Source organism: Bacillus sp. Medicinal_06, assembly GCF_056711665.1.
In genome coordinates, this window is the sequence record NZ_JBWYHD010000006.1 from 117,157 (window position 1) to 129,272 (window position 12,116).

The following is a 12,116-nucleotide window of genomic DNA, read 5'->3' on the forward strand; positions in this document are numbered from 1 at the left end:
CATTGTTCAAATGAATATTCTTGCTTCTTCTCAGCTCCCGAAGCTCTCTGGAAAGAATGGTTTCATTCTACTTTTCCTTTTCAACGCTTTTCATATATAACACGTATTTTACGACTAAACTACAGAAAAATCAATTTTTTATTTAGAGAAAAAAAGGAAATAGAAAACCCCTTCCGAATATTTATATGTTCAGAAAAAGGAGGAGTTCTATTGAATCAAAAGCAATTAAGCACAATGAATAAAAAAGGCTGGAGTGCAGCAGCCTATGAAGCATGGACAAATCGGCATGGCATTCCAAAAGAATACGCAAAGAAACTTATGCAAGATCCTGCTCATGAAGTAGCCTACTACTTACCTTATATACAAAACCCCAAAGGGAAACGAATCATCAATTTACTTGGCTCTAAAGGCAATAAAGCTGTCGCACTCGCATTATTAGGTGCTGACGTCACTGTTGTAGATATTTCTGAGAGCAACGCCAAATATGCAAATGAGCTCGCAAACGCCGCAGGAGTATCTATCGAATATATCGTTTCAGATGTACTAGAAATCACACCTTCTCCAACATTTGATGTTGTTTTGTTAGAACTCGGTGTACTTCATTACTTTTTAGATCTCAAGCCACTTTTCAAATTAATCTCAAGACTTCTAAAAGACGATGGGACTTTTATCCTTCGTGACTATCATCCTCTTTATACAAAATTATTAGCAATAGATGATCAAAAGTTTAAGGCAAGCGGAGATTATTTCTCTGAAGAAGTAATAGAGGATAACGTTGCTTATAGCATTCTACTTGATAAAGCGCAGCAAGAATCACTTCCTAAAACGATGATTCGCCGCTGGACGTTAGGAGAAATTATTACAGAAGTTGCAGGGGCAAATCTACGCATTGAAAAGCTTATTGAAGAGCATGGTCCACATCAACGCTGGGTCTTTCCTTCTTCAGCCCCAGAAGGAATGGAAGAACGTATTCCAGGACTTTACACGTTAATTACGACAACAGCATGCAAAAAAGGATCCCTTCACGGATAGGATCCTTTTTGCATGCTTAACGCATATAAGTTGAGGTTGGAGATTACCATAATTCTGTAGAATAGGACACAAGGTATTTCAACATTTTGTCTCTGACTTACGCAGTCAAAAGGGGTATGACCAACATAACGAAGAGTAATGTTTAGTTGATACTGATAATCGTTATCAACTAATTAGAAGTATACATGATGTATCCTAAAAAGACAATAGGAATTTCACATTTTTCTTCGTAAAGCTTTCGGTACATATACACAATAAGGTTCGCTTTCTAAATAATCACCAGTTATCGCATATGCTCTTGAACGAGAACCACCACAAATATAGCGGTATTCACACTTCCCACACTTCCCTTTATAGCCATCTGGATTACGTAATGCTTGAAAAATTGGGGAGTGACGATAAATATCCCGTAAACGTTTTTCTCTCACATTTCCAGTTTGAATTGGTAATAGCCCGCTCGGATACACATCGCCAATATGTGAAATAAAAACAAAACCGTTGCCATCATTCACGCCTTTTGGTGCTCGTCCTAAGCCATCAATTTTGCCGGTTAAGCCATTTTGAAGGGCATCTTCATAACGAATTTCTCGATTCTTTCTTTGTTGCATGATAACGCGCCGATAATGCTGCGCAGCTGTTGTCTTTATATCAAATGAAGCCCTTTTCCCTATTTCATATAATTTACGAAATACAAGTTCATGTTCTACTGGTGAAATCATATCTTCTACACTTCCCCTTCCAGTTGGAACAAGGAAAAACACGCTCCATAGTACACCACCTAACTTTTCAACAAGCGCCGCCATCTCTTCTACTTCATGAATATTGTACTTAGAAATAGTGGTATTGATTTGCACAGGAATCTGTAGCTCATTTAAATATTGAATCGCATCCATCGTAAGCTGAAAAGACCCTGCCACGCCGCGAAAACGATCATGTGTCTCAGCTGTAGCACCATCCACACTAAAAGCCCAGCGAGCAAGCCCAACCTCTTTTGCTTTTCGAATTGCCTCTTTCGTCACATTTGGAGTCGCACTAGGCGTCATCGAAACGCGTAATCCTTTTTGCACTGCATAATCTGCTAGTTCATAAATATCTTTTCTCATAAGCGGGTCCCCACCAGAGAAAACTAGCATTGGCTGATTCATTTCATATATTTCATCAATTAATCTCTTCCCTTCAAGAAAAGTCAATTCTCTCGGGTCTCTCCTATACTGCGCTTCAGCTCGGCAATGCAAACACTTTAGTTCACAAGCTCGTGTAACCTCCCATATCACAATAAAAGGATTTTCATCATAATTCATTTTCCATCTCGCTCCTCCCTACATACTTATAATCAGTATAGGGAAGATTCTAAAAAACACTGTGAGCTATTTCACTGCATCTTTATCTTATTTCCTTTATAATGAGAATGAATATCATTAATATTAGGAGTGTTGTGCATGTCGCAAGAATTCGAAGAGAAATTATATGCCAATTTAGAAGCGGTTATTGATCCTGAATTAGGCGTTGATATCATTAATCTTGGATTAGTATATGACGTTACAGCAGATGAAAATAATAATGCTGTTATTACAATGACGATGACTTCTATCGGTTGCCCGATGGCGGGGCAGATCGTATCAGATGTCAAAAAAGTATTATCGACAAATGTACCAGAAGTAAATGAAATCGAGGTCAATGTGGTTTGGAATCCACCTTGGTCAAAAGAGCGTATGTCACGTATGGCGAAAATCGCACTGGGCATTCGCGATTAGTTAATAAGAAAAGACCTGACTTTATAAAGTCAGGTCTTTTTCACGTCTTATTTTACACCAACTGCATCATAAGCTTTCGTTACAGCTTGTACTTCTTTAGAGTTTTTGCCATATAAATCTGTCGCAGATTGAATTGCAGCTTGACGCATCATTTTAAAGTTAGAGTTTGCAGTTAAATATTTTGAAAGCGCACGGTAATAAATTTTTTCTGTAGCTTCGCGGCCAACGCCATTTACTTTCACACCATAATGAGTGCCACCTTCAGACACTAAATATGCTGCTTTATTATTGATACTACTGTTAATATGAACGCCGCCGTTATCAGCTGTTCCTTTATAACGTTTGTCGTAATGATCTGGATAGCCTTCAGTTGGTTTTAATGGGTTTGGAATAGAAGCAGGATCACTTAAGGAACGTAGTGAATCTCCTGGTTTACCTGGTGTATAAATATCTTCTCCGAGCTCCCAATCATCACGGTCTACCATCGCACCAAAAATATCTGATAACGATTCGTTTAGTGCACCAGATTCATCTTTATATACAAGATTTGCTGTGTGCTCTGTTACAGCATGCGTTAACTCATGGGCAATAACATCTAGACCTGCAGATAATGGAATAAATGTGTTTCCATCCCCATCTCCATACATCATTTGTATCCCGTTCCACGCAGCGTTATTCCAATTTTCCCCTACGTGAACAGAAGAAATTAACTTCGCACCTTGATTATCAAAAGAATTACGGTTAAATACCTTTTTATAATAGTCATATACTTTTCCTGCGTTTACATGCGCATCAACAGCAGCTTTATCTTCAAAGAACTTCGATTTACTTTCTACTTCTTCACCTGTATATCCAAACCATTGTGAGAAGAGATTAAACAAGTTCTCATCCATATTTTGTGCATCAAATGTATGAACACCATTTCCACGTTTACCATCAAATAAATTAAATGCTCCTGTTTTTTCATCTTGAGCAATTTCAAATGATTGTCTTTCTCCTAGCACACCATATCCAAAACCAGTAATATGATCGATTGCATTATATTTCTCAATCACATTTCCATTTGTTGCATCAACAAAGTAATGCCAGTAACCCGGAGCTGGTTTTGAAACAGATGCTTTTACAAGGTATGAAAGATAATATTTCCCATCTTTTTCATACACATATAAATCTTTTTTCACACCATCATATTGATTTACTTTGCCAATTTCTTTCTCAATATCAGCTTTCGCAATTTCTACCGCTTTCTCATCGGTAATGCTCGCTGCAGCTGGAATATTTTTATCTTCTAAATTCGGGATAACTTGCCCGAAGAATGCTTTCACATTATTGTCTTTATCAAGCGCAACTGTTTGATCAGATCCATACACAGGAATATTATTATGTTTCTCTACTAGTTTCACGTGTGTTGTACCCGATTCAGCATCCTTTTCTTCCCCTACAACACTAAAATGACTTTCTATATTTCCTGCTAGTTTAAACATATCCTTTTTGCTTTCTAAATACTGAAATACTGTTTCTTTTTTATCTAATCCTTCTGGTGCTTTCCATTCCTCACCTATGTAAGCTGGTGTTTTAAATTCTTGGTGATATTGAATTTGCCCTTCTGCCGCTTTTGTGTTTGTTGCTCCAAATGCTCCAAAACCTGAGGCGATAACGGATAAAGCTAATGCTGATGAAACGACTTGCTTTTTCAATCTAACACTCCCCATTCCCCAAAAATTTTTTGACACTCTTATACATTTCAAAAAAAGGAAAATATCTCCTGCCAAAAAAATATTGAGAAACATTTTTCTTATAATTTCATCCCCTCAAAAAAGAGAGTGTCACATTAGACACTCTCTTTTCATTCACTCATTATTGTTTTTTCATCTCAATCGCTAAATAATGTGATTGCTCTTTTGCTTGAATGCGAATGTCTTCTTCAACTGCTTCTGCTGCATCTCGCATCACAAGTGTTTCACCATTTACTACGCCACTTCCTTCAATTTGTACAAGGTACACTTGACGCCCTTCATCAACAGGTAAGCTAATTTCTTTTCCTGCTTCTAACGATAGAGAGTATAAGTTTGCATCTTGATGAATAGCAATTGGTGCACCGCCATCAACCGGAGAAACCATATGGAACCATACATTTTCACGCTTGTTCCAATCAAATTTAAACTCACCATAGTTTGGCTTGTGACCAGCACGATCTGGTAAAATCCAAATTTGTAATAAACGTAATGTCTCATTTCCTAAATTATGTTCACTATGAAATACACCTGTACCAGCACTCATATATTGTACATGTCCCCGCTCAATCGTACCGCGGTTTCCCATGCTATCTTGGTGTGTTAATTCACCATCTACAACGTAAGAAATAATCTCCATATCACGATGCGGATGCATATCAAATCCTGTTTGCGCTGCTACTAAATCATCATTAATAACGCGAAGTGCCCCGAAGTGCATATTGTCTGGGTTGTAATAATCTGCGAATGAAAAATGAAAATGTGTATTTAACCAGCCATGATTTGCTCTTCCCATATTTTTATGATCAATTTTTTTAAACATATCCTTCACCTCATATTATCTCGAATTCGAGATATTTATTTAAAATTTTTTATTGTAACTTTCGCAGTAATTCTAATAATTGTTTTTGTTCATTATGATCTAATTTATTAAATTGTTCTGCTTGAAACGTTTCTTGCGGCGGAACAGTTTCTTCATATAAAGTTTTTCCCTTTTCTGTTAACGAAAGATATTTCGTAGTCCCTTCTTGTTCTCGCTTAATCCAACCTAGTTGTTCCATCTTATTTAAAAGCTGCGTAATATTCCCTTTTGTAACAAATAGCTTTTTTCCAAGCTCCTGCTGCGTTAAGCGATCGTTTCCTCCGATTTGGGCTAACACATCAAACTGAGCAGCTGATAAACTCCACTCTTTCAAATGTTGATTTGTCTCGCGAATGCTCCTGTTATAAAAACGTGATAAACGAAACCATAATAACAACCCAAGTCTTTCTTCTGCTTTCATTTCATCACCTCGCTTGCTTGATATACATAGTTTAGAACTAAACTATGTAATTGTCAACTACTTTATTCTAGTAAGTAGAAAGGAAAAGTATAATGATGTTCCCACCACTATACTTTAGTTTATATTCCTGCGCATATATTCATTCATTTTACGTTCAGCAAATGTCCTAGCATCCCTTTCAATCCAACGTGCTTCGTATACTTCTTTTTCGATATACAATACATTGTTTTCATGCTGCATAGAATGACGAAACTCGTGTAATAAAGTTTTGAGCACTTGTTCATATTGTTCCCACATGCAAACAAAAATCATTTGTCTTTCTTTATGATAAAAACCGTTTAAAGGAAATAAAAATTCTTCCTCTTCTTCTCCTAAGTTCACGAGCACATCATTTGTATCACACGTATCGCAAAAAACAACTGGAATGTCGCGCTTCTCAATTAATGAAAACACATCATTTTGCACCTGCTGAATATCCCACGGAAATTCTGAATCCAGCACATACCAATTCCCAGCTTGCTGATATACGTTTTGAAACTGGAGTTCCATTGACCTCCATTCTCCTTTCTAAAATCCCTTTTCCTATACATATGCCACAATACGAAAAAAAATAAACACATATTGCAATATCACATTACACCTAGTTCAAAAAATGTTCAAAAATAATGTTTGGAAAAAGGTTGATTTATACAAATTACTAGATTATAATAATTATAAATTAATAAAAAATACAACATAATAAATAACTCAGAAGGAGATTGATCATATGAACACACAAGTAATCGAAGTATTAAACAAACAGGTAGCAGACTGGAACGTATTATTTACAAAACTACACAACTTCCATTGGTATGTAAAAGGACCTCAATTCTTTACACTACACGAGAAATTTGAACAATTTTATACAGAAGCAGCTGGACACATCGATGAAATTGCAGAGCGCATTTTAGCAATTGGCGGCAAACCAGTAGCGACAATGAAAGAATACTTAGAACGATCTTCTATTCAAGAAGCGGCTTACGGAGAAACTGCAGAAGGGATGGTCGAAGCAATTATGAAAGACTACGAAATGATGCTAGGCGAACTAAAAAAAGGTATGGAAATCGCACAAGACGCTGACGACGAAATGACATCTGACTTACTACTTGGTATCTACACAGAACTAGAAAAACACGTATGGATGCTACGTGCATTCTTAAACTAAAAGCGCAAGCGGCTCGTTTAGAACAGGAGGGCATTGGAACTCCTGATTCCGAGGCGCTTTTTGCCTCGAATGAAGGAGTGAAATGACCGACTGTTCTAGCCGCTGGAGCTGGATATCTCTAAAAGCGTAGGTGGCTCGTTCAGCTCTGAATGGCTAAGGTTCTTTCGCATAGAAGGCGCTTTTTGCCTTCTTATGCGGAAGGTTCTTAGACACGAAGAGCTTGTCACCGGAGCTGGATGCCACTAAAAGCGCAAGCGGCTCGCTCAGAATGTGAGGAGGATGGAGTTTCTGACGTAGAGGCGCTTTTTGCCTCGCAGGAAGAAGCGAAGCCACCGAACATTCTAGCCGCTGAAGCTGGATACCACTAAAAGCGCAAGCGGCTCGCTACGCTAAAGAACCCCATAAAACCCTCTCAATTTATGTTGAGAGGGTTTTATTATTATATCTATATATCTCAAACGTTTTTATGTTAAAATATAGAAAAGTCCGATATTTCCTTCTACGTAATATCATTTAGGTAGATATACCATTAAATGACGGGAGTGGTTCAGTTGAAAGACTATTTGATTCGAGCATTTTTCGCCTTATTAACTGTTGGAATTGCTTTAGGAATAGCGAATATTTTCAATCTGACCGTAGACACAAGAAGCTATCCTTTCCTCATTGTCCTCGCCATCGCTGGTGGTTGGGGCGGTTGGTACTTATATAAGAAAACTAAGAAAGACAACTCTAAAGGCATTCCTAAATGAACGGAATGCCTCTTCTTATTATGATAACTGCTTCCACTTATTCCCCATAACAGGTCGTTTATAATCTTGCATTTTCTGAATCAATTCATCCGCAGTAGTTGCTGAAACAATTAACTCTTTATTAGATGGATTCATAAATCCTTCTTCTGCTGCACGATCGACCATTTGCAGAATTGGCCCGTAAAAATCTTTAATATTTAATAACCCAACTGGTTTATCATGAATCCCAATTTGTGACCAACATACAACCTCGAATAATTCTTCAAATGTTCCATAGCCACCTGGCAATGCAATAAATGCATCCGCAAGCTCTCCCATTTTTGCTTTACGTTCATGCATTGTTTCTACTTCAATTAATTCTGTTAATCCTTCATGAACAATCTCCCCACGAAATAAACCACGAGGCATAACGCCCGTTACACGCCCGCCTAAGCGTAACACTTCATTGGCCACTTCCCCCATTAAACCAACACATGAACCGCCGTATACTAATTCACAATTATTTTGAACCAGCACCTCTCCAAGCTTGATTGCTTGCTCCTTAAACTCAGATCTCTCTCCTAAATTAGAACCTGCAAACACACAAATCTTTCTCATACCTACACCCCAAAACTATATATTGTTATGATACAATTAACATTGTACAACATATTGAGGGGATGAGGAAGAAGTGAATATAGTCGAATTTCAAAGATGGATCGAGGATTTTTACGAAAAACGAAGCTGGTCACAATATAACTCTTTTATTCGCTTAAATTTCTTAGTGGAAGAAGTAGGCGAAGTTTCACGCGTTGTGCGCGCGATTGAAATTGGACGTGATCGCCCAGATGAGCAGGAAAAGCAAGAAGAAGAATTGAAAATAGAGTTAAAAGAAGAACTTGGGGATGTACTTTCCAACCTCATTATTCTTTCTCAAAAATATGATTTAGACTTACAGGATATTATGGAAGCACATGTAGAAAAACTATCTAAACGTTTCCAAGAAACTAAATGAGAATATTTATCAATTATGATATAATATTCCCGATATTATACAAGGGAGGATTTTTATGTTATCTACTAAATTACACGATGCACTTAATGATCAAATGAACTTTGAATTTTACTCTGCCCATGTTTATATGGCAATGGCTGCTTACTGCACGGCAGAAAGCTATGATGGATTTGCAAACTTTTTCCTTGTACAAGCAGAAGAAGAGCGTTTCCACGCAATGAAGCTTTATAATTATATTAATGACCGCGGAGAGCGTGCGATTATTACTGGATTCGAAAATCCGAACAATGAGTACGAATCTGTTTTAAGTGCATTTGAAATCGCACTTGAGCATGAACGTGAAGTAACAAAGCGTATTTATAATCTATCTGATATCGCTTGGGATGAGCGTGAGCATGCAACAATTACGTTCTTGAAATGGTTCGTTGACGAACAAGTTGAAGAAGAAGCTTCTTTCGACAGCATCATTCAGAAACTAAAACGTATTACAAGCGATTCTAACGCTTTATTTATGTTAGATGCGGAATTAGAAAAACGTACTTTTACTCCTCCTGCTGAGTAATAAGCCGATCACCTTAACAAGTTTGTTAAGGTGATTTTTATTTTCTCTCCCAAATATCCACTTACCTTAAGCTTCCATTAAAATCACCTTAAATTTCCATTCATTCTGCATAGGACTTCCATTATTAATGGTATTATTTTCAAAGAAAAACAAAAAGAAAAGGAGAAAAACTATGAAACAACGCCTAGAGGCAATCGACTCAGTTCGCGGCTTTTCTTTATTCGGCATTTTGCTCGTTAATATGACATTAATTCAGTTTGGAATGTTTAGCGCTGACCAACCTACTTATGTGTTCGGAAAGATTGATGAAGGAGCCAACTGGTTTATTGAATTTTTTGGTACACACAACTTCATTTCCCTATTCTCCTTTCTATTTGGTCTTAGTATTATTCTGCTGCAAAAGAGCATTCTCGCAAAAGAAAAGCGTTTCTTTCCGATTTATATACGACGAATTATTATTTTACTAATTCTTGGATATATTCACGGTATATTTATTTGGAGTGGAGACATTTTATTTGCATATGGGATTGTAGGGATTTTCTTAATGATGTTCATCAATCGAAAACCAAAAACATTGCTTATTTGGGCCTTTATCTTACTAGCATTTACTATGTTTATTTCTTACCCTTTTGAGTCCAATGCAAATGTAGATGATTTTTCCTCCTATATTGAAAAAGAACAAACAGTCCACAAAACCGGGAGTTATACAGATCATATAAAATTCCGCCTCTACGAAAATCCATTCGAAGATATTGGAATCACTGGATTTTCCGGGGGATTTCTTCTAACCTTTTTAATGATCATTCTAATGGCTCCGCTGTTCTTGCTAGGAATATATGTCGGGAAAAAAGGATGGCTGTTTGAAATAGATAAACATGTATCTTCCCTCAAAAAACTTTGGCTTATCAGTGGTATCTTTTCTTTCACAGTAAAAATCTTAGCATTATTAACACAGCAACCGATCCTCATTATGCTAAAAGACAGTGTTTCACCATTAGGAATGGCCCTTTTTTACGGAAGCTCAATTATTCTCTTATTCCATTACAAAAAAGCATTACGCTTACTTGAGTATGTGGCTAATATGGGTAAAATGTCAGTTAGTAACTATTTAGCACAGACTATCATTGCTACTACGATTTTTTATGCGTACGGTTTCGGATTATATGGAAAAATCGGTTACTTCTTTGGCATCGTATTGACGATTGGAATTTATAGCATTCAATTATATGCTAGTACCTATTGGCTACAAAGGTATCGTATAGGGCCTGTTGAATACGTATGGCGGCTTGGAACTTATTTGAAAAGGCCTGCTTTTAAGCATAAGGTAATGAAAAAAAAGCAATGAGCCCAAGCTCATTGCTTTCCTTATTTTATAGCATAACCCCAACGATAACCGCTGATAATATACTTACTAACGTTGCACCATACACAAGTTTTAATCCGAAAGAAGATACAACATTCGCTTGTTTTCCATCGATACTCTTCGTTGCTCCTGCGATAATCCCAATAGATGAGAAGTTTGCGAAAGATACAAGGAAGATTGATAAAATACCTACTGTACGAGCTGATAAATCACCAGCTACTTTTCCTAAATCAAGCATCGCAACAAATTCGTTTGTTACTAATTTTGTTGCCATAATTTGTCCTGCTGCTAGCATCTCTGATGTTGGAATACCCATTACAAATGCTAATGGTGAGAACACATATCCTAAAATGCTTTGGAATGTAATGCCGAAAATAGAATCAAATACACCGTTAATTGCTGTAATTAATGCTACGAAACCAATTAACATCGCCGCTACTGTTACTGCGATAGAGAATCCAAGCATAATATACTCGCCTAACATTTCAAAGAACGTTTGCTTTTTATCTTCTTGTAATTCTAAAATGTCCTCTTCTTCACTAATGTCATAAGGATTAATAATATGAACGATAATGAATCCACTAAATAAGTTTAAGACAAGTGCCGTTACTACATATTTTGGATCAATCATTTTCATATAAGAACCGACGATTGACATCGATACCGTTGACATTGAAGACGCACAAAGTGTATATAAACGATTTTTTGGTAATTTACTTAATTGGTCTTTTACTGTAATAAATACTTCACCTTGACCAACGATTGCCGCTGCTACTGCATTATATGATTCTAGTTTTCCTAGACCATTTATTTTACTTAATACGAAACCGACTGCACGAATAATAATCGGTAAAATTTTAATATGTTGCAAAATACCAATCAATACCGCTAAGAAGATAATTGGTAATAATACCGTTAAGAAAAATGGTGCTTGTCCATCATTTGCTAAACCACCAAATACGAAATTAACCCCTGCTTCTGCATATTTTAAAATGGCACCAAAACCATCCGAAATTCCTTTTACTAATACAAATCCAATCTTTGTATTTAATAAGAAGTATGCCAATGCTAATTGAATAACAAGCATAATTGCAATTGGTTTATACTTAATTTTCTTACGATCTGAACTTACAAGGAAACCTAGTACAAATACAACAAGTAAACCAACTAGAAACATAACTAGTTTCATATGTGAATCCTCCACTTCCATAAGTTATCTGTCGTCCAACGAATGACGTCTGACCATTGATATTAAAAAAATAAGAACCCCTAAATACTATTTACTTTAAACTATAACCTAAAATCAGTAAGCGTTTACATAAATTGCAATTTATAACAGGTAGTCTCTTCTTCCCTACCGTATTTAAAGTCTGAAATTGATACCACCTACAAACCAAATTGTAAGCGTTATCTAATTGAAATGCAACATAAATTTCAAAGAA

At 36.5% G+C, this 12,116-nt stretch carries 14 protein-coding genes and 1 other annotated feature (1 of these 15 running past the window's edge); of the genes, 7 read left to right on the top strand and 7 right to left on the bottom strand.

Translation table 11 applies throughout. From position 1 onward, the window contains the following. Positions 1-93: a binding site (T-box leader), on the bottom strand (it extends 182 nt beyond the left edge of the window). A 117-nt stretch (positions 94-210) separates the two neighbouring features. Beyond that, the gene (locus AC1M36_RS16210; RefSeq protein ID WP_336453383.1) at positions 211-1,032 is read left to right on the top strand and encodes a class I SAM-dependent methyltransferase; all 822 of its coding nucleotides are present in this window, start codon (positions 211-213) and stop codon (positions 1,030-1,032) included. Between the two features lie 215 nt (positions 1,033-1,247). Here the strand turns inward: AC1M36_RS16210 and AC1M36_RS16215 are convergent, their stop codons facing one another. Then, positions 1,248-2,333, bottom strand: coding sequence for a TIGR04053 family radical SAM/SPASM domain-containing protein (locus AC1M36_RS16215; protein ID WP_336453382.1), 1,086 nt, complete (start codon positions 2,331-2,333; stop codon positions 1,248-1,250). A 138-nt stretch (positions 2,334-2,471) separates the two neighbouring features. On the opposite strand from AC1M36_RS16215, the gene AC1M36_RS16220 reads away from it, so the two are divergent. Beyond that, on the top strand, positions 2,472-2,786 hold the full coding sequence (locus AC1M36_RS16220) for a metal-sulfur cluster assembly factor (protein WP_000076465.1): 315 nt from the start codon (positions 2,472-2,474) through the stop codon (positions 2,784-2,786). A gap of 47 nt (positions 2,787-2,833) precedes the next feature. Here AC1M36_RS16220 and AC1M36_RS16225 read toward each other — a convergent pair whose 3' ends face one another. The 4 genes from AC1M36_RS16225 to AC1M36_RS16240 form a co-directional block, all read right to left on the bottom strand. Further along, positions 2,834-4,483, bottom strand: a complete 1,650-nt coding sequence (locus AC1M36_RS16225; RefSeq protein WP_336453381.1) for a M4 family metallopeptidase — start codon at positions 4,481-4,483, stop codon at positions 2,834-2,836. A gap of 160 nt (positions 4,484-4,643) precedes the next feature. Beyond that, positions 4,644-5,342 carry a pirin family protein gene (locus tag AC1M36_RS16230; protein ID WP_336453380.1) on the bottom strand — a complete coding sequence of 233 codons (699 nt, stop codon included), beginning with the start codon at positions 5,340-5,342 and terminating at the stop codon, positions 4,644-4,646. A gap of 49 nt (positions 5,343-5,391) precedes the next feature. Continuing rightward, complete coding sequence (locus AC1M36_RS16235) at positions 5,392-5,802, bottom strand: MarR family winged helix-turn-helix transcriptional regulator (protein ID WP_336453379.1); 411 nt, start codon at positions 5,800-5,802, stop codon at positions 5,392-5,394. A gap of 114 nt (positions 5,803-5,916) precedes the next feature. After that, positions 5,917-6,351, bottom strand: coding sequence for a DUF3920 family protein (locus AC1M36_RS16240; RefSeq protein WP_336453378.1), 435 nt, complete (start codon positions 6,349-6,351; stop codon positions 5,917-5,919). A gap of 217 nt (positions 6,352-6,568) precedes the next feature. Between AC1M36_RS16240 and AC1M36_RS16245 the strand changes: the two genes are divergently transcribed. Both AC1M36_RS16245 and AC1M36_RS16250 read left to right on the top strand, forming a co-directional pair. Beyond that, positions 6,569-7,006 carry a Dps family protein gene (locus tag AC1M36_RS16245; protein ID WP_336453377.1) on the top strand — a complete coding sequence of 146 codons (438 nt, stop codon included), beginning with the start codon at positions 6,569-6,571 and terminating at the stop codon, positions 7,004-7,006. A 551-nt stretch (positions 7,007-7,557) separates the two neighbouring features. Continuing rightward, entirely contained in the window at positions 7,558-7,755 is a 198-nt protein-coding gene (locus tag AC1M36_RS16250) for a hypothetical protein (protein WP_336453376.1), read from the top strand. 18 nt (positions 7,756-7,773) lie between these two features. On the opposite strand, the gene AC1M36_RS16255 is transcribed toward AC1M36_RS16250, so the two are convergent. Then, a complete protein-coding gene (locus AC1M36_RS16255) occupies positions 7,774-8,352 on the bottom strand; it encodes an LOG family protein (protein ID WP_336453375.1) in 579 nt (192 codons plus the stop codon). Positions 8,353-8,425: 73 nt separating this feature from the next. On the opposite strand from AC1M36_RS16255, the gene AC1M36_RS16260 reads away from it, so the two are divergent. From AC1M36_RS16260 to AC1M36_RS16270, 3 genes are all read left to right on the top strand, one after another. Continuing rightward, the gene (locus AC1M36_RS16260) at positions 8,426-8,749 is read left to right on the top strand and encodes a MazG nucleotide pyrophosphohydrolase domain-containing protein (protein ID WP_479846043.1); all 324 of its coding nucleotides are present in this window, start codon (positions 8,426-8,428) and stop codon (positions 8,747-8,749) included. A gap of 55 nt (positions 8,750-8,804) precedes the next feature. Continuing rightward, positions 8,805-9,311 carry a ferritin gene (locus AC1M36_RS16265; RefSeq protein ID WP_016112449.1) on the top strand — a complete coding sequence of 169 codons (507 nt, stop codon included), beginning with the start codon at positions 8,805-8,807 and terminating at the stop codon, positions 9,309-9,311. 172 nt (positions 9,312-9,483) lie between these two features. Continuing rightward, a complete protein-coding gene (locus AC1M36_RS16270; RefSeq protein WP_336453373.1) occupies positions 9,484-10,656 on the top strand; it encodes a DUF418 domain-containing protein in 1,173 nt (390 codons plus the stop codon). Positions 10,657-10,681: 25 nt separating this feature from the next. Here AC1M36_RS16270 and AC1M36_RS16275 read toward each other — a convergent pair whose 3' ends face one another. Beyond that, positions 10,682-11,863, bottom strand: a complete 1,182-nt coding sequence (locus tag AC1M36_RS16275; protein WP_336453372.1) for a NupC/NupG family nucleoside CNT transporter — start codon at positions 11,861-11,863, stop codon at positions 10,682-10,684. Positions 11,864-12,116 lie beyond the last annotated feature (253 nt).

Bases quoted from the DNA above. Each gene is read 5' to 3' on its own strand.
- AC1M36_RS16215 (WP_336453382.1), bottom strand. From the start codon at position 2,333: ATGAATTATGATGAAAATCCTTTTATTGTGATATGGGAGGTTACACGA.
- AC1M36_RS16220 (WP_000076465.1), top strand. From the start codon at position 2,472: ATGTCGCAAGAATTCGAAGAGAAATTATATGCCAATTTAGAAGCGGTT.
- AC1M36_RS16230 (WP_336453380.1), bottom strand. From the start codon at position 5,342: ATGTTTAAAAAAATTGATCATAAAAATATGGGAAGAGCAAATCATGGC.
- AC1M36_RS16235 (WP_336453379.1), bottom strand. From the start codon at position 5,802: ATGAAAGCAGAAGAAAGACTTGGGTTGTTATTATGGTTTCGTTTATCA.
- AC1M36_RS16240 (WP_336453378.1), bottom strand. From the start codon at position 6,351: ATGGAACTCCAGTTTCAAAACGTATATCAGCAAGCTGGGAATTGGTAT.
- AC1M36_RS16245 (WP_336453377.1), top strand. From the start codon at position 6,569: ATGAACACACAAGTAATCGAAGTATTAAACAAACAGGTAGCAGACTGG.
- AC1M36_RS16255 (WP_336453375.1), bottom strand. From the start codon at position 8,352: ATGAGAAAGATTTGTGTGTTTGCAGGTTCTAATTTAGGAGAGAGATCT.
- AC1M36_RS16265 (WP_016112449.1), top strand. From the start codon at position 8,805: ATGTTATCTACTAAATTACACGATGCACTTAATGATCAAATGAACTTT.
- AC1M36_RS16270 (WP_336453373.1), top strand. From the start codon at position 9,484: ATGAAACAACGCCTAGAGGCAATCGACTCAGTTCGCGGCTTTTCTTTA.
- AC1M36_RS16275 (WP_336453372.1), bottom strand. From the start codon at position 11,863: ATGAAACTAGTTATGTTTCTAGTTGGTTTACTTGTTGTATTTGTACTA.